At 57.8% G+C, this 23,060-nt stretch carries 17 protein-coding genes; 8 read left to right on the top strand and 9 right to left on the bottom strand.

The features are described 5' to 3' along the window. Window positions 1–31 precede the first annotated feature (31 nt). Window positions 32–1,540, bottom strand: coding sequence for a glycerol-3-phosphate dehydrogenase (gene glpD / locus AQ981_RS03600; protein WP_058910401.1), 1,509 nt, complete (start codon window positions 1,538–1,540; stop codon window positions 32–34). Between the two features lie 226 nt (window positions 1,541–1,766). Here glpD and glpE point away from each other — a divergent pair, with 226 nt between their 5' ends. The 3 genes from glpE to AQ981_RS03585 all read left to right on the top strand — a co-directional run bounded on the left by glpE (window position 1,767) and on the right by AQ981_RS03585 (window position 3,780). Next, the gene (gene glpE, locus AQ981_RS03595) at window positions 1,767–2,093 is read left to right on the top strand and encodes a thiosulfate sulfurtransferase GlpE (protein ID WP_058910400.1); all 327 of its coding nucleotides are present in this window, start codon (window positions 1,767–1,769) and stop codon (window positions 2,091–2,093) included. A gap of 69 nt (window positions 2,094–2,162) precedes the next feature. Beyond that, window positions 2,163–2,993 (top strand): rhomboid family intramembrane serine protease GlpG, encoded by an 831-nt coding sequence (glpG, locus tag AQ981_RS03590; protein ID WP_058910399.1) that lies wholly within the window; start codon window positions 2,163–2,165, stop codon window positions 2,991–2,993. A 28-nt stretch (window positions 2,994–3,021) separates the two neighbouring features. After that, window positions 3,022–3,780: a DeoR/GlpR family transcriptional regulator gene (locus AQ981_RS03585; protein ID WP_058910398.1), complete on the top strand. Its 759-nt coding sequence runs from the start codon at window positions 3,022–3,024 to the stop codon at window positions 3,778–3,780. Window positions 3,781–4,091: 311 nt separating this feature from the next. Here the strand turns inward: AQ981_RS03585 and malT are convergent, their stop codons facing one another. After that, a complete protein-coding gene (gene malT / locus AQ981_RS03580; protein WP_058910397.1) occupies window positions 4,092–6,797 on the bottom strand; it encodes an HTH-type transcriptional regulator MalT in 2,706 nt (901 codons plus the stop codon). A gap of 713 nt (window positions 6,798–7,510) precedes the next feature. On the opposite strand from malT, the gene malP reads away from it, so the two are divergent. Then, window positions 7,511–9,913: a maltodextrin phosphorylase gene (malP, locus tag AQ981_RS03575; protein WP_058910396.1), complete on the top strand. Its 2,403-nt coding sequence runs from the start codon at window positions 7,511–7,513 to the stop codon at window positions 9,911–9,913. A gap of 9 nt (window positions 9,914–9,922) precedes the next feature. Then, window positions 9,923–12,004 (top strand): 4-alpha-glucanotransferase, encoded by a 2,082-nt coding sequence (gene malQ, locus AQ981_RS03570; protein ID WP_058910395.1) that lies wholly within the window; start codon window positions 9,923–9,925, stop codon window positions 12,002–12,004. 80 nt (window positions 12,005–12,084) lie between these two features. Here the strand turns inward: malQ and nfuA are convergent, their stop codons facing one another. Together nfuA and gntX are read right to left on the bottom strand one after the other, a co-directional pair. Further along, a complete protein-coding gene (gene nfuA / locus AQ981_RS03565; protein ID WP_058910394.1) occupies window positions 12,085–12,660 on the bottom strand; it encodes a Fe-S biogenesis protein NfuA in 576 nt (191 codons plus the stop codon). A 58-nt stretch (window positions 12,661–12,718) separates the two neighbouring features. After that, window positions 12,719–13,399, bottom strand: coding sequence for a DNA utilization protein GntX (gene gntX, locus AQ981_RS03560; protein ID WP_058910393.1), 681 nt, complete (start codon window positions 13,397–13,399; stop codon window positions 12,719–12,721). A 35-nt stretch (window positions 13,400–13,434) separates the two neighbouring features. Between gntX and bioH the strand changes: the two genes are divergently transcribed. Beyond that, window positions 13,435–14,214, top strand: coding sequence for a pimeloyl-ACP methyl ester esterase BioH (bioH, locus tag AQ981_RS03555; protein WP_058910392.1), 780 nt, complete (start codon window positions 13,435–13,437; stop codon window positions 14,212–14,214). A gap of 89 nt (window positions 14,215–14,303) precedes the next feature. Here the strand turns inward: bioH and feoC are convergent, their stop codons facing one another. From feoC to greB, 5 genes are all read right to left on the bottom strand, one after another. Continuing rightward, complete coding sequence (feoC, locus tag AQ981_RS03550) at window positions 14,304–14,540, bottom strand: [Fe-S]-dependent transcriptional repressor FeoC (protein WP_058910391.1); 237 nt, start codon at window positions 14,538–14,540, stop codon at window positions 14,304–14,306. 17 nt (window positions 14,541–14,557) lie between these two features. Next, the gene (gene feoB / locus AQ981_RS03545) at window positions 14,558–16,864 is read right to left on the bottom strand and encodes a Fe(2+) transporter permease subunit FeoB (protein ID WP_058910390.1); all 2,307 of its coding nucleotides are present in this window, start codon (window positions 16,862–16,864) and stop codon (window positions 14,558–14,560) included. A gap of 83 nt (window positions 16,865–16,947) precedes the next feature. Next, window positions 16,948–17,172 (bottom strand): ferrous iron transporter A, encoded by a 225-nt coding sequence (gene feoA / locus AQ981_RS03540; protein ID WP_058910389.1) that lies wholly within the window; start codon window positions 17,170–17,172, stop codon window positions 16,948–16,950. Between the two features lie 624 nt (window positions 17,173–17,796). After that, complete coding sequence (locus tag AQ981_RS03535; protein WP_058910388.1) at window positions 17,797–20,121, bottom strand: Tex family protein; 2,325 nt, start codon at window positions 20,119–20,121, stop codon at window positions 17,797–17,799. Window positions 20,122–20,236: 115 nt separating this feature from the next. Continuing rightward, entirely contained in the window at window positions 20,237–20,710 is a 474-nt protein-coding gene (gene greB, locus AQ981_RS03530) for a transcription elongation factor GreB (RefSeq protein ID WP_058910387.1), read from the bottom strand. Window positions 20,711–20,937: 227 nt separating this feature from the next. Here greB and ompR point away from each other — a divergent pair, with 227 nt between their 5' ends. Then, entirely contained in the window at window positions 20,938–21,657 is a 720-nt protein-coding gene (ompR, locus tag AQ981_RS03525) for an osmolarity response regulator transcription factor OmpR (protein WP_006177890.1), read from the top strand. After that, complete coding sequence (gene envZ, locus AQ981_RS03520) at window positions 21,654–23,012, top strand: two-component system sensor histidine kinase EnvZ (protein WP_058910386.1); 1,359 nt, start codon at window positions 21,654–21,656, stop codon at window positions 23,010–23,012. Before ompR ends, envZ begins: the two co-directional genes overlap by 4 nt. The last annotated feature ends 48 nt before the right edge of the window (window positions 23,013–23,060 follow it).

Genomic DNA, 23,060 nt, shown 5'->3' with positions numbered 1-23,060 from the left:
CTCCCTGTTACTTATTGCACTGCTGTCGGCTTCAGGATGCCAGCGAGAGCGCCGCTGTGTCGGAATGTTGCTTTAACCAGTTGGCGATCCGCGACTGCTCTTCGGCGTTCAACCACATGCCCAGCCGGGTACGGCGCCAGATAGCGTCATCCAGCCGGCGGACCCACTCATGTTTGACCAGATAGCGCAGCTCCGCTTCATAGAACTCATGGCCGAAATGTTCGCCCAGATCGGCGATCCCGCTGGCGCCGTCGAGGATCAATTCACTCTGGCTGCCATAGGTGCGGGAAAAATGGCGCGCCAGTGATTCGCTGATAAACGGATAGCGGCGGCGCAGGCGTGCGGCGTAGTCTTCCCGGTCGCCCTGCAGATCGCCGCCGGGCAGTACAGCGTCTTTAGTCCAGGCCGGCCCCATGTTCGGGTACCAGGGTTTCAGTTTTTCCAGCGCGTGTTCGCCCAGCTTACGATAGGTGGTCAACTTACCACCGAACACCGACAGCAGCGGCGCCTTACCGTCTTCATCATGCACGTCGAGGGTGTAGTCGCGGGTGATGGCCTGCGGCGAGTCGGATTCGTCGTCGCACAGCGGGCGTACCCCGGAATAGCTCCAGACAATGTCGTCACGGGCGAGCTGTTTCTTAAAGTGGCTGTTGTAGACCTTAAGCAGATAGTTGATTTCGTTTTCATCAATGGCGACCTGAGCCGGATCGCCCTGATACTCGACATCGGTGGTGCCGATAATCGAAAATTCGTCCATCCACGGGATCACAAAGACAATCCGCTTGTCCTCGTTTTGCAGAATGTAGGCCTGCTTCTGGGTATGCACCCGCGGCACCACGATATGGCTGCCTTTGATCAGGCGAATGCCGTATGGCGAAGGCAGATGCAACTCTTCATCAAAGAACTGTTTGACCCACGGCCCGGTGGCGTTCGCCAGCCCTCTAGCGCGCCAGGTAAAGGTTTCGCCGCTGTCGATATCCTGCGCTGTGACCACCCACAGCCCGGCTTCCCGGCGCGCGGAGGTCACCCGGGTACGGGTCATCACTTTGCCGCCTTTCTGCTCCACCATCTGGGCGTTGGCCAGCACCAGCCGGGCGTCATCCACCCAGCAGTCCGAATATTCGAAACCGCGCACGATCTCCGGCTTCAGCACCGAATCCGCGCCAAAACGCAATCCCGTGGAGGCGGGCAGCGTGGTGCGCTTGCCTAAGTGATCGTACATAAACAGGCCGATGCGAATCATCCACGCCGGGCGCAGATGGGGACGGTGCGGCAGACGAAAGCGCATCGGGAAAGCGATATGCGGGGCCATTTTTAACAGCACCTCGCGTTCGGCCAGCGCTTCACTGACCAGGCGGAATTCGTAATGTTCCAGGTAGCGCAAGCCGCCGTGAATCAGTTTGGAACTGGCGGATGAGGTAGCGCAGGCGAGGTCCTGCGCTTCAAGCATCAACACGGACAGACCTCGTCCGGCGGCATCCGCGGCGATACCAGCTCCGTTAATTCCTCCGCCAATGACAATCAGATCTTTAATTTCCATGTCGTCCTCACGAATTTTCGTTAAAGCTCAAAAATGTTCGATATCGCTCATAATAGCAGGAGGAGATGCTTTTGGTAACGGAAAAAAAACAAATATACGTGATATGCATAACATTAATGGCGCTACGCCAGGCGACAACGTACACTGAGCGAAATATAGCCCGGGGCCAGGCCAGCGTGGCCGCTGCGCGGCAACCGGCAAATGATCATTATGAATGAGGAATATCGTGGAGCAGTTTGAGTGTATTAATGTTGAAGAAGCCCACCAGAAATTCAGCCACGGGCAAGCCATGCTGGTGGATATTCGCGATCCGCAGAGCTTCGCGCTGGGTCACGCCCGCGGCGCCTTCCACCTGACAAACGACACGCTGGGCCAGTTTATGCGCCAGGCCGATTTTGACACCCCGGTGCTGGTGATGTGCTATCACGGCAACAGCAGTAAAGGGGCCGCCCAATATCTGCTGCAGCAGGGTTACGAAGCGGTGTACAGCGTGGACGGCGGTTTTGACGCCTGGCAGCGGCAATTTCCGTCTGAAGTCGCCCGGGGCGAGTGATCGACTCGGCATTGCCGATATCAGCGGGTATACTGTCACCCTTTGTGTGGACTGCCGGGATTGTCCCCTATGCTGATGATAACCTCTTTTCAAAACCCGAGAATGGCTCAGGCGTTTGTCGATTATATGGCGACGCAGGGGGTGGTTCTTACTGTCCAGCAGCACAGCCAGAGCGATATCTGGCTGGCGGATGTGGCGCAGGAAGCGCGGGTCAGGGCGGAACTGGCGCAGTTTCTGGCGAATCCGAACGACCCGCGTTATCTGGCGGCGAGCTGGCAGACCGGGCATACCAATAGCGGCCTTGCTTACCGGCGCTACCCCTTCCTGGGGACTCTGCTGCATAAAGCCGGGCCTTTTACTCTGATCATCATGGCGGTCTGTATTGTGGTCTGGCTGCTAATGTTGTCGCTGGGCGACCAGACGGTGATGCTGTGGCTGGCATGGCCCTGGGACCCGGCGCTGCGCTTTGAGCTGTGGCGCTATTTTACCCATGCCCTGCTGCATTTTTCGCTATTGCATATTACTTTCAATCTGCTGTGGTGGTGGTATCTGGGCGGGCCGGTTGAAAAGCGCCTCGGCAGCGGTAAGCTGATTGTGCTGACGCTGATTTCGGCGCTGCTGAGCGGCTATGTACAGCACAAATTCAGCGGTGCGTGGTTCGGCGGCCTTTCCGGTGTGGTCTATGCCCTGATGGGCTATGTCTGGCTGCGCGGGGAACGCGATCCGCAGAGCGGCATTTATATGCAGCGTGGACTCATGGTTTTTGCGTTAATCTGGCTGGTGGCGGGATGGTTCGATATCTTTGGGTTATCCATCGCTAATGCCGCGCACGCCAGTGGGCTGGCCGTCGGGCTGGCGATGGCGCTGGTGGATACCCTCCATGTGCGAAAACGAACATAATATGCTGGCATAAGTAACGGAGTAGATTGTGAAACAAACACAACGGCATGATGCGATTATTGAGCTGGTAAAAAAACAGGGATACGTCAGCACTGAAGAGCTGGTGGAACATTTTGCGGTCAGTCCGCAAACCATCCGCCGCGATTTAAACGATCTGGCGGAACAGAATATTATTATGCGCCACCACGGCGGGGCGGCGATGCCGTCCAGTTCGGTGAATACTCCGTGGCACGATCGTAAGGCGACTCAGACGGCGGAGAAGGAGCGGATCGCCCGGCGGGTGGCGCAGCAGATCCCCGACGGCGCTACGCTGTTTATTGATATCGGCACCACGCCGGAAGCGGTGGCGCACGCGCTGTTGGATCACCACGATCTGCGCGTGGTCACCAATAATCTCAACGTGGCGAATACCCTGATGGCGAAAGACGATTTTCGCATTATTCTGGCGGGCGGTGAGTTAAGAAGCCGCGACGGCGGAATTATCGGTGAAGCGACGCTGGATTTTATCTCTCAGTTCCGTCTGGATTTCGGGATTCTGGGCATCAGCGGCATTGATAGCGACGGCTCGCTGCTGGAGTTTGACTACCATGAAGTGCGCACCAAGCGGGCGATTATTGAGAATTCGCGCTATGTAATGCTGGTGACCGATCACTCCAAGTTTGGCCGCAATGCGATGGTGAACATGGGGAGCATCAATATGGTGGATGCGTTGTATACCGACGCTATGCCGCCAGCGGGGGTGATGCAGGTGATCGAGAGTGGGCATGTGCATCTGGAATTGTGTTGAGGCGTTAGCGTCATTCACACGGTGTGGTATCCCTTTAACGCTCCGCTGAATGCCGTTCACCTGAAGTTGGTGCTTTGTGTGTATTCCGCGCGACGTGAACGGGGAGAGAGGGCTCAGTACACGTCGCGCCCCTCAACTTGTTCACTGATAACCGGGGTCAACAAAAAGCACTAAACATAGGGTGAGCGAAAAACAGCGAAGCCCCGGAGATACGCCGCACCTGCAATCAGAGTGAAAAATAGCACAGCCGCAGTGGCGCACCAGCCACACAACCTGAACGGCGACTCCCGGCGGCGCGCGCCAACCCACTCCTACACCCCATACCCCATCATCTTCAGCAACTGCTGGGCCTGCTGCACCGCATCCTGCCGGTGCGCCACCCCAAGCTTCTGATACAGATTACGAATATGCGTCTTAATTGTGGTCGCCGCCACGTCCAGCTCGCCGGCAATCTGCTCATTGCTATAGCCGGAATAGATAAGCCCCAGCACCTGCCATTCCCGCTGGGTCAGCGGACTGGTGCGGATCAGCTCCGGTACCTCCGGGTGACTTAGCAGGCGGTTCACAAAGTTTTCATCAAAATGCGCAAACTTGTGACGATGGTGCTGATTGATCTCGCGCAGAATGCGCTGCGCGCGGTGCTGATCCAGCTCCGGCAGTGTATTCAGTTGGATTAGCTGGCGCAGTTGTTGCGCCATGGCTTCCCCTTCAATCACGAAGTGGCTGATAAATCCGGTACGATTGGCCAGTGTCAGGGCCTCGATCAACACCCGCTGCGCGTCGCTTTTACGACCCTGCTGCCAGTACAACTGGTTCAGCAACAGCAGATTACGGTTAAGATCGCTCATCAGCCGCAAACGGCGGGCGTTATCATTAAGCTCTTCGAGCACAATTTCGGCGGGCTCGACATCCCCCAGCAGGATCTGCGCCCGGGCGATGTTGCGCCACTGGCCCTGCAGGAAATGGTTATCGGCGCACTCCGGTTTGGGCGTCTGACGCAGCCAGGTGGCCGCTGACTTTTTGTCGCCGGTCATCTGCCAGTAAATAACCCGTACCTTATCGGCGTTAGATACCCAGTCGCTGTGCCACGGGCCATTGCCGAGCAGGTTTTCCAGCCGGTTGAGATGGCCGCGGGCGTTATCCAGATCGCCGCGCGCCAGCGAACACTGGATAATCAGCGACAGACACTGCAGTTGCTGCTGGGGCTGATAGCCGGCCAGCACATCCATACCGCTGCGGGCCGCGACCTCCGCGTCATCCAGTCGCGCCCACGCCCACAGTAACTGAGAGCGAATGCGTAACAGGAACTCGTGCAGGGGCAGTTGCTCCAGATGTTGTTCGCGCACTAACTGGAACGCTTTTTCCTGCGTTTCCCAGGCCGCCTGCAGGAATCCCTGAGCGAATAAAATCTCGCTTTGCTGCAACAAACTCCACAGGGCGTAGTGCCAGACATCGTTGTGGCGCGCCATCTGCTCGGTTTGCTGCATCAGAGTCAGCGCCCGGGTCAAATCCCCTTTACAGTGCAGCACTTCGCCGTGGACCGAGGTCGCGACGATACGGCTGTGATAGCTGGCCAGCGGTAGTACCTCAAGGGCGCAGGTAGCCAGCCGCTCTGCTTCATCCTGATCGCCGTTATTGATAGCCACCTGGGCGCGCAGGGCGTTAAATTCGGCGTGCAGCGTGGCATCCATTTCGCACTTCATTTCCTGCTCGGCCCGGGCCAGCAGGGTATTTACTTCGCCATAGCGGTGCTGGCTTTGCATTAGCCACGCCTGCAACAAAATCAGTTTCGGGTTTTCCAGCAGACTATCCCAGGGCAGCGAACGCAGGGACTCTTCCAGCAACGACAGCTCGCTGTGATTAAACAGCGCCCAGGCGTGATGCAGCAGAATGTCGCGCAGCATGTTGGCGTCGCCGGCCGCCAGCGCGTGGTGAATGGCTTCGCTCGGGAAACCGAGCGCCATCCAGCCTTCTGCGGCGGCGCGGTGCAGTATCGGCAGCTCGGTGGCCAGCTCCCACTGGCAGCGCTGGCGTAAGAAGTTGCCGAACAGCGGGTGATAGCTGAACCACTCGCCGCTGCCGTCCATGCGCTGGAGGAACAGTCCCTGGCGCTCGATCTCTTCAAGACGCATCTGGCCGTTATCTTCTCCGGTGACCCGGACGATCAGCGCGTCGTTCATTGAACGCAACAGCGAGCTTTTGAGCAGAAACTGGCGGGTGGCGCCGTCGACGTTATCCAGCACTTCGTCGATCAGGTAGTCGGTCAGGTGGCTGGCGTTAATACCGGAAAGGCGGCGCGCGGACTGTTGCGTCAGACCGCTATTCTGGCGAGCGGAGAGGGCGATCAGCTGCAGCGCGGTGGCCCAGCCGGCCACGTCGTCGCACAGTTGGCCGCTTTCAGCGGCCTCCAGCGGCGCGCTGAGGCGGCCGTCGAAAAACTGTTTCGCTTCCTGATGGGTGAAGGCTAACTGCTGGCTACCGATCTCCAGTAGTTGATCGCGGACCCGCAGGTTAGCGATCCCCAGTTGTGGGAGATTGCGGGAAAGCACGACCAGGGTCACGTTCTCTGGCTGATGGCGCAGGAAAAAGCGCATCGCTTCGTGGATGACCGGATTGGTGATCAGATGGTAATCGTCGATCACCAGGAAAAGCGGGCGGTGCCATTCCGCCAGTTCGATAAACAACTGAGAGAACAGCGACGACAGGCTGGCATACTGGCGTTTTTGCGCCATGGTTTCGGTACTGGCGCAGCATCCGCTGGTGGCCTGCTGAATGGCGGCGATCAGGTAACTGGCGAAGCGCTCCGGCTGGTTATCTCCTTCATCAAGTGAATACCAGCCTAACTCGTTAATGCCCGCGGCCCACTGCGAAACCAGCGTCGTTTTGCCATAACCCGCCGGGCTGGTCACCAGCGCCAGACGGTAGTTTCCTGCAACGGAGAGTTTCGCCAGCAGACGTTCGCGGACCACAGTGTTCTCAAGACGAACCGGGCGACTTAGTTTTGATGGTATCAACATAGTTAGTCACTTCACTGTGATGAGAAAAAACGTGATTTTTTTCGCGCTTCGTAATTAATTCTCCGGATAAATTCGGACAGTTTGCGCACTAATGCAAGTTTGGCTTGATATTCAGGATCTCAAAGTTGCGCCCTGTCACATTTCCGACATTTATTTCATTACCCCTGTAAACTATCTGCCAACCAGGCAGCGCGCGGGTTGCGGCGCTAAAGCGGCGAAATAATGCGCATCTTTGGCAACACATAGAAATAACTAATTATAGTAAACGATTTATTTCATAAAAATATTATTTATCTCAAAGCTATTTACACAATCAGGATATTATTGGTCGACTTTGTCTTTTTTTGTAAAAAAGATTATAGCTTCTTGTCATCGTTGTTATTTATCGGGTTTTTCTTAACGCCATGATATACATTGAATTAATTATTTCTTTCGGCTATTTGTTTTTGCTGAAAAAGAAATTATTTTCGAATGAAGATATCTGGCGAAGCAGAAAGACAGGTATTACTGATTGAGCATTTTAATGCGGCATATTCTGGAAAATAATGTGAAATATATACTTCTGTGGCAGTGTAAAAGTGCTAATGATCACATTTTTACCTACTACCCGCCCCTCCTCCCCGTCTAATCCCCCTCGGGATGAGGAAGTCAGCGCGTACGCCAGGCACACTAACGCAAATGATGGTTTAATTTTTACAGGACCCCGATTACCTATGTCACAGCCTACATTCAGCAAAACACAATTTCAGGCTGCCCTGACACGTCAGTGGCAGGGTATTGGTCTTCGCTCAGCAGAGGAACTGACCCCGCATCAGTGGTGGCAGGCTGTGAGCGGCGCGCTGGCGGAAATGCTGGCGGCCCGCCCGCTGGCACAGCTCCCGGCGAAGCAGCGCCACGTTAACTATATCTCCATGGAGTTCTTAATTGGCCGCCTGACCGGAAATAACCTGCTCAATCTGGGCTGGTACCAGGAGGTCAGCGATGTGCTTGAGGAATACAACATCAACCTGACCGATCTGCTGGAAGAAGAGATTGATCCGGCGCTGGGTAACGGCGGTTTAGGCCGTCTCGCGGCCTGTTTCCTGGACTCTATGGCGACCGTCGGCCAGCCGGCGATGGGCTATGGGCTGAACTACCAGTACGGTCTGTTCCGCCAGTCCTTTGTCGACGGCAAGCAGATGGAAGCCCCGGACGACTGGCAGCGCGCAAGCTACCCGTGGTTCCGCCACAATGCGGCGCTGGATGTGCAGGTCGGCATTGGCGGTAAAGTGGTGAAGGACGGTAAGCACAATCGCTGGGAGCCGGCTTTTGTTCTCAAGGGTGAGGCCTGGGATCTGCCGGTGCTTGGTTACCGTAACGGCGTGGCTCAGCCGCTGCGTTTGTGGCAGGCGACCCATGCCCACCCGTTCGACCTGACAAAATTCAACGATGGCGAATTCCTCAAAGCGGAGCAGCAGGGTATTGACGCTGAGAAGCTGACCAAAGTGCTGTACCCCAATGATAACCACCAGGCCGGTAAAAAGCTGCGTCTGATGCAGCAGTATTTCCAGTGCGCCTGTTCCGTGGCCGATATTCTGCGCCGCCACCATCAGGCGGGGCGCAAGCTGGCGGATCTGGCGCAGTATGAAGTGATTCAACTCAATGATACCCATCCGACCATCGCTATTCCGGAACTGCTGCGCGTGCTGCTCGACGAATACCAGATGAGCTGGGACGATGCGTGGGCTATCACCAGCAACACCTTCGCTTACACCAACCATACTCTGATGCCGGAAGCGCTGGAGTGCTGGGATGAGCGCCTGATGCGCACCCTGTTGCCGCGCCACGTGCAAATCATCAAAGAGATCAACCGCCGCTTCAAAAAGCTGGTGGATAAAACCTGGCCGGGCGATGACGCCGTGTGGGCGAAACTGGCGGTGCTGCACGACGGCCAGGTGCGTATGGCGAACCTGTGCGTGGTGGGCGGATTCGCGGTAAATGGCGTGGCGGCGCTGCACTCCGAACTGGTGGTGACGGACCTGTTCCCGGAATATCACCAACTGTGGCCGAACAAGTTCCACAATGTGACCAATGGCATCACGCCGCGACGCTGGATCAAGCAGTGCAACCCGGCGCTCTCCGCGCTGCTGGATAAGACGCTGAAAAAAGAGTGGGCTAACGATCTGGATGTCCTGATCGGCCTGGAAAAATACGCCGATGATGCGGCGTTCCGCAAAGAATACCGTGCTATCAAACACCATAACAAAGAGCGTCTGGCGGAGTTTGTCAAAGCGCGTACCGGCATTGTGATTAACCCGCAAGCGCTGTTCGATGTGCAGATTAAGCGCCTGCACGAGTACAAGCGTCAGCACCTGAACCTGCTGCATATCCTGGCGCTGTACAAAGAGATCTGCGACAACCCGCAGGCCGATCGGGTAGCGCGCGTCTTCCTGTTCGGTGCTAAAGCGGCTCCGGGCTACTACCTGGCGAAGAACATTATTTACGCCATCAACAAGGCAGCGGAAGTGATCAATAACGACCCGCGGGTCGGCGATAAGCTGAAAGTGGTTTTCCTGCCGGATTATTGCGTTTCAGCGGCGGAAATGTTGATCCCGGCAGCGGATATTTCCGAGCAAATCTCAACGGCCGGTAAAGAGGCCTCCGGTACCGGCAACATGAAGCTGGCGCTCAACGGCGCGCTGACGGTGGGCACGCTGGACGGGGCCAACGTAGAGATCGCAGAGAAAGTCGGCGAGGAGAATATCTTTATCTTCGGCCACACCGTAGAGCAAGTAAAAGCCCTGAAAGCCGCCGGCTACGACCCCCTGAAATGGCGCAAGAAAGATAAAGTGCTGGATGCGGTACTGAAGGCGCTGGAAAGCGGCAAATTCAGCGATGGCGATAAGCATGCTTTCGATCAGATGCTGCACAGCCTGGGCAAACAGGGCGGCGACCCGTACCTGGTGATGGCGGACTTCAGCGCCTATCTGGACGCACAGAAACGCGCCGATGCGCTGTATCTCGACCAGGACGCCTGGACCCGCGCCGCGATCCTCAATACCGCGCGCTGCGGCATGTTCAGTTCCGACCGTTCGATTCGCGACTACCAGCAGCGTATCTGGCAGGCAAAACGTTAAGGGAAAGACATGGAGAGCAAACGCCTTGATAAAGCCGCCCTGGAGGCGGGAATTGCCGCTAATTACATTAATGCCCACGGGTTGCCGCAGGATATTGCGGCGGCGACCAAGCTGCGTTTGCTGGAAGCCATGAACCGCACCTCCGCCCCGGTTAAAGGGGCGGTACGCCCGGTTCCGCCAGTCGCGGTCTTTACATCCGGCCGCACGATGGAGCTGGTGCTGGAAGGGAAAGGGGAACTGGCGTGGTTTATCACCACTGAGCAGGGTAAGCAGCATCAGGGGACCGCCAAAGGCGGCAACGTTCTGACACTGCCGGCCCGGCTGGCGCAGGGGTACCACTCACTGACCATAACCCGCGGCGATGAGCGCTGGCACTGCCGGATTATCGTCGCCCCGCGCCGTTGCTATGAACCGCAGGCGTTACGCGAGGGTAAAAAGTTGTGGGGCGCCTGCGTGCAGCTGTATACGCTGCGCTCTGAGGCCAACTGGGGCATCGGCGACTTTGGCGATCTGCGGCGTATGCTGGGCGAAGTCGGCCAGCGCGGCGGCGCGTTTATTGGTCTGAACCCGATTCATGCGCTCTACCCGGCGATACCGGAGAGCGCCAGCCCGTACAGTCCGTCGTCCCGCCGCTGGCTGAACATCATCTATATCGATGTTAATGAGGTGGAAGATTTCCGCCTCAGCGCCGAGGCGCAGGCGTGGTGGGAGCTTCCCCAGACCCGGGAGCGCGTGCAATCCGCCCGGGACGCGCAGTATGTGGATTACACGACGGTGACGTCCCTGAAAATAACCGCGCTGCGCTTGGCGTGGAGCCGTTTTTGCCAGCGCGCGCCGGACGACGACAGCGTGGCCGCCTTCCGTGGGTTTGTGGTGGAAGGAGGCGAGAGCCTACAGCGTCAGGCGGCTTATGATGCCCTGCACGCCTGGCAGGTGCAGCAGGACCCGATGCGCTGGGGATGGCCGGCATGGCCGGAAGAGTACCAGGACGGCAACGGTCCGGCGGTGCAGGCGTTCTGCGCCGAACATCGCGATGAGGTTGAATTCTGGCTCTGGCTGCAGTGGCTGGCTTACCGCCAGTTCGCTGCCTGCTGGGATGTCTGTCAGCAATCCGGTATGCCGGTGGGGTTATACCGCGATCTGGCGGTCGGCGTGGCGGAAGGCGGTTCGGAAACCTGGTGCGATCGGGAACTGTACTGCCTGAAAGCGTCGGTCGGCGCGCCGCCGGATATTCTGGGTCCGCTGGGCCAGAACTGGGGGTTGCCGCCGATGGACCCGCATATCATGGCGCAGCGTGCCTATGAGCCGTTTATCGAGCTGTTGCGCGCCAATATGACCCACTGCGGCGCTCTGCGTATCGATCATGTGATGTCGATGCTGCGTCTGTGGTGGATCCCCTACGGCGAAACGGCGGATCAGGGCGCCTACGTGCACTATCCGGTCGACGATTTGCTGGCCATTCTGGCGCTGGAGAGCCAGCGTCACCAGTGTATGGTGATTGGCGAAGATCTCGGTACCGTGCCGGCGGAAATTGTCAGCAAACTGCGCGATGGCGGGGTTTATTCTTATAAAGTGCTCTATTTTGAGCACGATGATCGCAAGCGCTTCCGGGCGCCGCAGAAATGGGCGGCCCAGGCAATGGCGGTGGCGACCACCCACGATATGCCCACCCTGCGCGGCTATTGGGAAAGCGGCGATTTGACGCTCGGGCGATCGCTGGGGCTGTATCCGGACGAGGAGATCCTGCGCGGGCTGTATGCGGACCGCGAGCGCGCTAAACAGGGGTTGCTGGACTCTTTGCATCGCCATGGCTGTCTGCCGAAGAAGGCCGGCCATAAGGCGGCGCTGATGGCGATGACGCCGACCCTTAACCGCGGCCTGCAGCGCTATATTGCCGACAGTAACAGCGCGCTGTTAGGGCTGCAGCCGGAAGACTGGCTGGATATGGCGGATCCGGTCAATGTGCCGGGTACCAGTACCCAGTACCATAACTGGCGGCGCAAGCTCAGCGCCACGCTGGAATCAATGTTCGCCGACCAACAGGTAAACCGACTGATTAAAGACCTCGACAAACGGCGTAAAAAAGCCTGATCTGATAAAAAACCCGGCAGTGAGACTGGCCGGGTTTTTTTATCGCGACAGCCCGCTATGCAGGCTCGTGGGACGGCGGATCAGTAGTAAGAGTGCTCGCCGCGCTGGTGCTCAGTAAGATCGCGCACCCCTTTTAGTTCTGCAAACTGGGAAACCAGCTGTTTTTCAATCCCTTCTTTCAGGGTGTAGTCGACCATCGAACAGCCGTTGCAACCGCCGCCGAATTGCAGGATGGCGTAACCTTCATCGGTAATCTCCATCAGCGATACCCGGCCGCCATGGCCCGCCAGCTGTGGGTTGATTTGCGACTGGATAAAGTATTCCACCCGCTCAATTAACGGCGCGTCATCCGCCACTTTACGCATCTTGGCGTTCGGGGCTTTCAGGGTCAGTTGGGAGCCCAACTGATCGGTAACGAAATCGATCTCCGCGTCTTCCAGATAGGGCGCGCTCAGTTCGTCCACATAAGCGGTCAACTGCTCAAATTTCAGGGCGGTGTCGCTGGCCTCCACGGCATCCGGCGGGCAGTAAGAGACGCCGCACTCGGCGTTAGGCGTGCCGGGGTTAATGACGAAGACGCGGATCTGCGTGCCTTCTTCCTGATTTGCCAGCAGTTTAGCAAAGTGCGCCTGGGCGGCATCGGAAATACGGATCATAGCTTTGGCCTAATAGTTGACTATTTTAGTTGGTTATAATACGCCCATCGGCGGGGCGCTACAAGGTGCGACACAGGCACCATACCTGGACCGTTGCGGCGCCGTTGCGTAATAACAGTCGGGAAATCTCCGCGACGGTGCTGCCGGTGGTCACGACATCGTCCACTATGGCGATATGGAGATCGCGTACCGGGAATTCAAGCGTAAAGGCGCCGCGCAGATTGTCGGAACGTGCGCTGGCGCTTAACTGGTGCTGGATTGCGGTACGCCGCCGTCGCTTCAGTCCGCCCGGCTGATAGCGGCAACCCAGCCAGCGCGCCAGCGGCCGGGCCAGCAGATCGCTCTGGTTAAATCCCCTGCGCCAGCCGCGCGTTTGGTGTAACGGCACCGCAATAATACAGTCCGGCAGGCGCAGCGTTCCGTCGCGCCGGGCGGCCAGCAGTTGGCACAGCAGCAGGCGCGACAGGGCTGGCGCCAGCGCGGTAGCGGCGCTGAATTTCAGGCGCTGTACCAGAACATTCAGGGGAGCGCGGTAGTCATCGACATAAATCAGCCGCTGCCAGGGCGGCGGCTTTAGCAGACAGCGCCCGCAGGGCAGCGGGTGGGTGATGGCTTCCAGCCCGCAGCGCGGGCAGTGCGGCGGCGGCGTGAGGCTCTGCTGGCAAATACTGCATATTCCCCATCCGGCAACGGCCAGCGGCATCCGGCATAGCCAACATAACCCCGGGATTGTTAGCATAGCGTCTCCATACGAAATAAAGAGAAGGTTAACCGATGAACGACCTCTGGTGGCACACCGAAGGAGCAGGCGAGTGTCATCTTGTGATGCTTCACGGATGGGGGCTGAACGGCGAAGTGTGGCGTGGCATTTGCGGGCGACTGGGCGCGCATTTTACGATCCACCTGGTCGACCTCCCGGGGTTTGGCCGTAGCCAGGCGAGCGGTGCGCTGGATCTGGAGCAAATGGCGGAGCGGGTGATGGCTCAGGCGCCGCAGCGGGCTATCTGGCTGGGCTGGAGTCTGGGCGGACTGGTGGCCAGCCGGGCGGCGTTGCGCTGGCCAGAGCGAGTGCAGGCGCTGGTGACTGTGGCGTCGTCTCCGCGCTTCAGCGCTCACGGCGACTGGCCGGGCATTAAGCCGGAGGTACTGTCCGGTTTCCAGCAGCAACTCAGCGACGATTTTCATCGCACCGTGGAGCGTTTTCTGGCGCTCCAGACTCTGGGGACGGAAAGCGCTCGTCAGGACGCCCGGCTGTTGAAAAATACTGTTCTGGCGCTGCCAATGCCGACGGTTGAAGTACTTAACGGCGGACTGGAGATTTTGCGCAGCGCGGATTTACGCGCTGAGCTGGCGGATTTGAGGCTGCCCTTTTTCCGTCTGTACGGCTATCTGGACGGCCTGGTGCCGCGGCGTATTGTGCCGCTGCTTGATGAGCGCTGGCCGGAGAGTGAATCGTACATTTTCCCGAAAGCGGCCCATGCGCCGTTTATCTCCCATCCGCAGGCGTTTTGCGAACAGTTGATTGGGTTTGCCGGGCGGTTAAACGGTGGATGATGTTTGAACAGGCGCCGGGAAGATCTTCCCGGCGCTATGTCGGCCAGCGGCGTGCAGGTAGCGCTGGCCTGAGGTCTGTGGTTGTTGAACTAACGGGCTGACCACCATTCAGTCTGGCAGGCTTTGCCCTGTGGGCATTGTTTGCAACTGCCGTTCAGACAGGCGCCGGGATCTTCGGGATTGCGCTGCGCTTTACCCATCGCTTCCAGGCGCGCCAGCATCGCGTTGATCAACGGTTGCGGAGCGTTGAGCAGGGCGCCGATCTGCTTTGCCTCCATACGCCCCTGTACCGTAAGTAAATTGCGCACCTCTATCAGACTGGTCATCGCGCTCTCTCCTGCACTCAGTGGCAATTGCCGGAATGGCTATCGGCGGTTTTACGCGGTCCCGCCAGGCGCACGTCCACCCGGCTGCGGGCGCGCCGCAGTAGTCCGAGCACCACCACGTTAAACAGGACCACCGCCAGAATGCACACCAGGCTGTACTGCGGATGGGCGCTGAAAGTCATGGTCTGGTAGTAGAGCGTGGCGAGCGAATAGGCGATATTCAGCCCCCAGAGTATCGAGAAGGTCATCCAGCCGCGGCTTGACTCGCGGGCGATGGCGCCCATCACCGAAATACACGGGATATACAGCAGCACGAAGATCAGATAGCTATAGGCGGCGATACTGCTGCCGAATTTGCTGCTCATCATGCCCATGGTGCCGCTTTCCATCTCGCCATCGCCTTTACTGGCTTCGATTGGGTTAGCCAGCACGCTCAGACTGAAGGTCTCTTTCAGGCTGCTCCAGGTTTCGTCCAGCGCGTCTTTGAGCTCGCCGGACAGGCTGAACTCGTCAGGATCGAAGGCCTCAGCGTGAATATCTTCAGCGGTGTACAGGGTATTCAGGGTGCCGACCACCACCTCTTTGGCCATTGCGCCAGTGAATAACCCGACCGTAGCCTGCCAGTTATCTTCCTGAACGCCGATGGGTTTTAACAGCGGAGTCAGCACTTTACTGACCGACGCCAGCGCTGAATCGTTGATGTTGTCCACCGGTTTACCGCTGAATGAAAAGCTGTTCAGGGCGCCGATGAAAATACTGACAATCACGATCACTTTACCGGCCCGCAGTACAAACCCTTTCAGGCGCTGCCAGGTCTGGATCAGCAGACTTTTGATGTGCGGTACATGGTAGAGCGGTAACTCCATCACAAAGGGCGAGGCTTCACCGCGCATGATGGTGTGTTTGAGCACCAGCCCGGTGACAATAGCCATCACAATCCCCAGCAGATACAGGGAGAAGACCACCAGCGCGCCCTGCTGGCCAAAAAATGCGGCGGCGAAGACCGCAAAGATGGCCAGGCGGGCGCCGCAGGACATGAACGGCGCCATCATAATGGTCATCAGCCGCTCCCGGGGGGCGTCGAGGGTGCGGGCGCCCATCACTGAAGGAACATTGCAGCCGAAGCCGACGATCAGCGGGACAAAGGATTTCCCCGGCAGACCGAGGGATTGCATCAACCGGTCCATCACGAAGGCGGCCCGGGCCATATAGCCGGAGTCTTCAAGGAAGGAGAGGAACAGATACATCATACCGATCTGCGGTACCAGCGGCAGAACAGTGTTAATCCCACCGCCGACGCCCTGGGCGAGGAAAATGGTCAGCCATTCCGGAAAGCGCAGCGTCGCGCCCAGCCACTGAATGCCGTGGATAAAGATAGCGGCGGAGCCGCCGTCAAATATCGGCTGCAGGGCGCCGCCGATATTAATTGCCAGCAGGAACATCAGGTACATCACCAGCAGGAAGATCGGCACCCCGAGAAATCGGTTGAGGATCACCTTATCCATGGCCGCCGTCAGGCGATGAGGCTCAGCGGTCATACTGTTGCTGATGGCGTCGCAGATAGTGGCGATGCTCTGATAACGGGCGTCGGCGATATACAGCGCCGGGTCGTCGATCTCATCGGCAAGGCGCGCGCGCGCATCCACCAGTTGTTCGGCGGCGGCGCCGGCCCAGGCCTGGCTGTAGATATCCCCTTCCAGCATCTGTAGCGCCAGCCAGTGGCGCTGGCGCGGGGAGATATCCTGCGGCATCACGCCGGCCAGATATTCGGCCTCCCGCAGCAGCGGTCGCGGATAATGCACCAGTTCGACAGGTTGATTGCGGCGGTGGCGGTCGATAGCCAGTTTCAGGCCGTCGATACCGCGCCCGCGGGTTGATACCAGCGGCACCACGGGACATCCCAGGCGGTTGGCGAGGGCGTCAATATCAATGCGGATATGCTGCTTTTCGGCGATATCCAGCATATTCAGCGCGATGATGCAGGGGATCCCCAGCTCCAGCAATTGCAGGGTGAGGTAAAGATTGCGCTCCAGGTTGGATGCGTCGACAACGTTAATCACCAGGTCTGCGTCGCCGCTGAGAATATAGTGGCAGGCGATTTGCTCATCGAGTGAGGTTTGCGATGAGATGGTTGTCAGCGAGTAAGTACCGGGTAAATCAACCAGCGTTATCTGATGATCGGTGGTGGCGAACTGCCCCTCTTTACGTTCGACAGTAACGCCAGCCCAGTTTCCGACCCGCTGTCTGGCGCCGGTGAGCTGATTGAAGAGGGTGGTCTTCCCGGAGTTGGGATTACCAATAAGGCCTATCGTTAAATTTTTCATTGCGTGTTTGGTATGAATGAAATCAGTCTTTACAAAGCGCCGTCACAAATAAGCGTATGGCGGCAATCATCGCGCCTGAAGCTTCAGGCCATCGCCTCAAGGTGTAAAAATGCGAGGTCTTTTTTCCGCAGCACCAGGTTTACCCGGCGGGTTTCAATATGAATGGGATCGCCCAGCGGGGCGACGCGTACCACCTGAAACGATGAGCCGGGAAGCATCCCCAAAGAGAGCAACTTCTGGCGGTAAGCCGGGCTGATCTCCCGCGAGAACCCGGTAATTTTCCATGCTGTATTGGCAGAGAATCGCATAGCACCTACTTAATATTTGCTGACTATTACTCAAGCCCGTGATTATTCAGGTTACAGACCGCCGGTATACCTTTGCCCGTTCGGGATTCGCCTCTGTGGGCGGTTTCGGACCCGTCTGGCGACTGGATTCTGTAACGTGAATGATGTTGGGTATCTATCGCCTTTGGCCGCAGTAGCGGTCTTCAGACGGCGCCCAGTGATAAAGTGAATAACGAAAAAAGCAAAATAATGATAATGAGAATAGTTTTTATCTTCAATTATCAAATTGTGACTAAATAATATTTTCTCTGGCGCTAAAATACCCGTAGCGCGGTCACATTTTTTCTGATGGTTTATCACGCAATACTAATATATTCAAATAATAACATTGGGTTAATAATGTTAATCAGGCGTTAGAATATTTATTTTACGGCGCTAATGTTATTTTAATGTTTAATTTGTTTTGTGAATGGATGAACATTGACGAGGCGGGGGAAAAACCCGGGGGCGCTAACATTTTGCCACAGTGAATAAAAATGTCCGCCGGGCGGGTAATTGCTAAAAATTTGTTATTTCACCACGCCGAAAATGGCCGACAGGCAAATTGTGCTAAACAGAGGGGCCGGTGATCCCGGCCCCGAAATATTACCGCTTTTTACCAAATGCGGCGGCGAGTGCGTCGCTCATGGCGCTGTTGCCCCGGGAGTCGGCCTCGCGCTGGCGGGGGCGGCCCGCCGGAGCGCTGCGGCCGCGATCATTGCTATTGCCGCCGCCGCGCCGGGCCTGGGTTTCGCCCGGCTGTTCGTCCAGTCGCATGGTCAGCGCGATGCGTTTGCGCTGCAGATCCACCTCCAGCACCTTCACTTTAACGATATCGCCCGCCTTCACGACTTTATGCGGATCGTCAACGAACTTATCCGCCAGCGAGGAGATATGCACCAGGCCGTCCTGATGGACGCCGATATCGACAAAGGCGCCGAAGTTGGTGACGTTGGTCACCGCGCCTTCCAGCACCATTCCTGGTAGCAGGTCGTTCATGGTTTCCACGCCGTCGGCGAATTTTGCGGTTTTAAATTCCGGACGCGGGTCGCGACCCGGTTTTTCCAGCTCTTTAATGATGTCGGTAACCGTGGGCACCCCAAAACGTTCATCGGTAAATTCGCTGGCCTTCAACCCGCGCAGGGCGCTGCTGTTGCCCATCAAATCGCTCAGGGCCTGGTGAGTCGCGGCGAGAATACGTTCCACCACCGGATAAGCTTCCGGATGCACGGTGGAGGCGTCAAGGGGGTTGTCGCCGTGGTTAATGCGCAGGAAGCCGGCGCACTGCTCAAAGGCTTTTGGCCCGAGCCGGCTGACTTTCAGGAGCTGCTGGCGGTTGTGAAACTGGCCGTTTTCGTCGCGCCAGGAGACGATATTCTGCGCCATCATGCGCGTCAGGCCCGCCACCCGGGTGAGCAGGGGCACTGAAGCGGTATTCAGATCGACCCCCACGGCGTTTACGCAGTCTTCGACCACGGCGTCCAGTTTACGGGCCAGTTGCGTCTGGCTGACGTCATGCTGGTACTGGCCGACGCCGATAGATTTAGGATCGATTTTCACCAGTTCGGCCAGCGGATCCTGCAGGCGCCGGGCGATAGAGACCGCGCCGCGCAGCGAAACATCAAGGTCGGGGAACTCCAGCGCCGCCAGCTCGGAAGCGGAATAGACCGAAGCCCCGGCTTCGCTGACGATCACCTTCTGGGCGGTGACTTTCGGGAACTGCTTCTGGACATCGAGGAAGAAGCGTTCGGTCTCGCGGGAAGCGGTACCATTGCCGATCGCCACCAGTTCGACGTTATGTTTTTCGCACAGCGCGGCGACGGCGACGGCGGCTTTTGCCGCCTGACCGGTATGCGGGTAGATGGTGTCAGTGGCTACCAGCTTACCGGTGGCGTCCACAACCGCCACTTTCACCCCGGTACGCAGCCCCGGGTCGAGCCCCATGGTAGCGCGCAGCCCGGCGGGGGCGGCCATCAATAGATCGTGCAGGTTGCGGGCGAAAACGTTAATCGCTTCTTCTTCGGCGCGCTCGCGTATGGTGCCCATTAACTCGGTTTCCAGATGCATTAAGATTTTAATGCGCCAGGTCCAGCTCACCACGCCACGCCGCCAGGCATCCGCCGGGGCGTTGTTCAGGCGCAGGCCAAGGTGATCGATAATGATGTGTTCACAGTAGCTTTCCCGCGGCGGTTCATCGAACTGTGGATCGGCGTTCAGGGATAACTGCAGAATACCTTCGTTACGGCCGCGGAACATAGCCAGCGCCCGGTGCGAGGGGACGGTGGACAGCGGCTCGCGGTGGTCGAAATAGTCGCGGAATTTCGCGCCTTCTTCCTCTTTGCCGCTGGCGACCTGAGAAACCAGTTGAGCATTTTTCCACAGATAATCGCGCACTTTCGCCAGCAGCGCCGCGTCTTCGGCAAAGCGCTCCATCAGGATATAACGGGCGCCGTCGAGGGCGGCTTTACTGTCGGCTACCCCTTTATCGGCGTCGATATACTTCGCCGCTTCCTGCTCAGGATCGTGTGCCGGGGTGTTCCACAACAGCTCCGCCAGCGGTTCCAGACCCGCCTCGATGGCGATCTGCCCGCGGGTGCGGCGCTTCGGCTTATAGGGCAGATACAGGTCTTCGAGTTCGGTTTTACTCAGGGTAGCGCTGATAGCGGAAGCCAGTTCGTCGCTCAGCTTGCCCTGGTCGGCAATCGATTTCAGAATCGCCTGGCGCCGCTCTTCGAGTTCCCGCAGGTAACCGAGGCGCGTTTCCAGCTGGCGCAACTGAGTGTCGTCGAGGCCGCCGGTCACTTCCTTACGATAACGTGCGATAAACGGCACGGTATTTCCTTCATCCAGCAGACGCACGGCGGCGCCCACCTGTTCTTCCCTGGCCTGGAGTTCACCAGCGATAATGCGACAGAGCGAATCGTTCATCATGACTGTGTTTCATCTGTTGTTGAGTACGAAAATAACCGGAGGATACGGACTGAGGCGTAAAATTGCCAGTCACAGAAGCGCTACAGCGAGGATTCAGAGGGTTCTGCATCGGCGTTTACTTTGAGTAGCTGATGTCGTTAACGTACCAGGTCGCCTCCCCGGCCGGGGTATTGACGGTGGCGATATCGCCGACTTCTTTCTTCAGCAGGGCGCGGGCCATTGGCGCGTCGATGGAAATATAGTCTTTCCGGCCAAAGATTTCGTCATAGCCGACAATCCGAAAACGTTTGATATCGCCATCATCGTTTTCCACTTCCACCCAGGCGCCGAAAAAGACTTTCCCTTCCTGCTGCGGCGAATAATCAACGATTTTCAACTGCTCGAGACATTTGGTCAGATAGCGCACCCGGCGGTCGATCTCCCGCAGGCGCTTTTTATTGTACTGGTAGTCCGCATTTTCGCTGCGGTCCCCGAGGCTGGCCGCCCAGGTCACCTTTTTGGTGACTTCCGGACGCTCTTCGCGCCATAAATAGTCCAGCTCCTGTTTGAGCTTTTCGTAACCTTCGCGTGTGATAAGCGGCGTCTTCATGGCTTAACCCTGTGTAACGGTGGACATTTCTGTTGCGCACGATCCGGCTGGCGGCGCCGCGCGTAAAGGAGTAACGTCCTTAATACGGTAGTAAAACGTGCAGATAACCTGCTGTAAAATATGCTTTGTAACAATTTCGACTAGAATATATACCAGATTTGACTGGTGCCTGCCGCGCGCTTTTTTAGAATACGTTACGTCAAGTTCGAACCTTTGGGAGTAACACGATGCAAGAGAATTATAAAATTCTGGTTGTTGACGATGATATGCGTTTACGCGCTTTGCTGGAACGCTATCTCACCGAGCAGGGCTTCCAGGTTCGCAGCGTCGCTAACGCAGAACAGATGGACCGCCTGCTGACCCGCGAATCCTTCCATTTGATGGTGCTGGATCTGATGCTGCCCGGCGAAGATGGGTTGTCCATTTGCCGCCGCCTGCGCAGCCAGAGCAACCCGATGCCGATCATCATGGTTACCGCCAAAGGGGAAGAGGTGGATCGTATTGTCGGTCTGGAAATCGGCGCCGATGATTATATTCCCAAACCCTTTAACCCGCGTGAGCTGCTGGCGCGCATCCGGGCGGTACTACGCCGCCAGGCCAATGAATTGCCGGGGGCGCCTTCCCAGGAAGAGGCGGTGATCGCCTTCGGCAAATTTAAGCTCAACCTCGGCACCCGGGAGATGTTCCGTGAAGACGAGCCGATGCCGCTGACCAGCGGCGAATTCGCGGTGCTGAAAGCGCTGGTCAGCCACCCCCGCGAGCCGCTGTCCCGGGATAAACTGATGAATCTGGCCCGCGGCCGTGAATACAGCGCCATGGAGCGCTCCATCGACGTGCAGATTTCGCGTCTGCGCCGGATGGTGGAAGAAGACCCCGCGCACCCGCGCTATATCCAGACAGTCTGGGGGCTGGGGTATGTTTTTGTGCCCGACGGCGCTAAAGCATGAGGCGAATGCGTTTCTCGCCGCGTAGTTCGTTTGCCCGTACTCTGCTGCTGATCGTCACCCTGCTGTTTGTCAGCCTGGTGACGACTTACCTGGTGGTGTTGAACTTTGCCATTCTCCCCAGCCTGCAGCAGTTCAACAAAGTACTGGCTTATGAAGTACGAATGCTGATGACCGATAAGCTGCTGCTGGATGACGGTACGCAGCTTGTGGTGCCACCGGCATTCCGGCGGGAAATCTATCGCGAACTGGGCATTTCGCTCTATTCGGATGAAGCGGCTGAAGAGGCGGGTCTGCGCTGGGCGCAGCATTATGAGTTTCTCAGCCAGCAGATGGCGCAGCAGCTCGGCGGGCCGACGGAAGTGCGGGTTGAGGTTAACAAAAGCTCGCCGGTAGTCTGGTTGAAGACATCGCTGTCGCCGAATATCTGGGTGCGGGTGCCGCTGACCGAAATTCACCAGGGGGATTTCTCCCCGCTGTTCCGTTATACCTTGGCGATTATGCTGCTGGCTATCGGCGGCGCCTGGCTGTTTATCCGTATCCAGAACCGACCGCTGGTGGATCTGGAGCATGCGGCATTGCAGGTCGGGAAGGGAATTATTCCGCCGCCGCTGCGCGAGTATGGCGCCTCTGAGGTGCGCTCGGTTACCCGGGCATTTAACCAGATGGCTTCCGGCGTCAAACAACTGGCCGATGACCGTACCCTGCTGATGGCGGGCGTTAGTCATGACTTGCGCACGCCGCTGACCCGCATTCGTCTCGCGACCGAGATGATGTGTAGCGAAGACGGCTACCTGGCCGAATCGATCAATAAAGATATCGAAGAGTGCAACGCGATTATTGAACAGTTTATCGACTATCTGCGCACCGGTCAGGAGATGCCGGTGGAGCCGGCGGATCTCAATTTAGTGCTGGGCGAAGTGATTGCGGCGGAGAGCGGCTACGAGCGGGAAATTGACACTGCGCTCCAGCCGGGCGAGATCCCGGTGACGGTGCATCCACTGTCTATCAAGCGCGCAGCCGCCAACATGGTGGTGAATGCCGCGCGTTATGGCAACGGCTGGATTAAGGTCAGTAGCGGCACCGAACTTAACCGCGCCTGGTTCCAGGTAGAGGACGACGGGCCGGGGATTAAGCCGGAACAGTTGCAGCATCTGCTACAGCCGTTCGTGCGCGGCGACAGCGCCCGCAGCACCAGCGGCACCGGGCTGGGGCTGGCGATTGTGCAGCGGATTATCGACAATCACCACGGGCAGATGGAGATTGGCGTGAGTGAGCGCGGCGGGTTATGTATCCGCGCCTGGTTGCCGATGCAGCAGAGCGCCAGGGCGCTACAGCCGGCTCAGAAAGAGAGTTAACCGGACGCCTGCCGGGGAGGCTGCGCAATAAAAAGGCCAGAAGCATGC

The sequence above is a fragment of the Entomohabitans teleogrylli genome, assembly GCF_001484765.1.
Classification (GTDB): Bacteria; Pseudomonadota; Gammaproteobacteria; order Enterobacterales; family Enterobacteriaceae; genus Entomohabitans; species Entomohabitans teleogrylli.
This window is presented reverse-complemented; position numbering and strand designations above follow the sequence as displayed.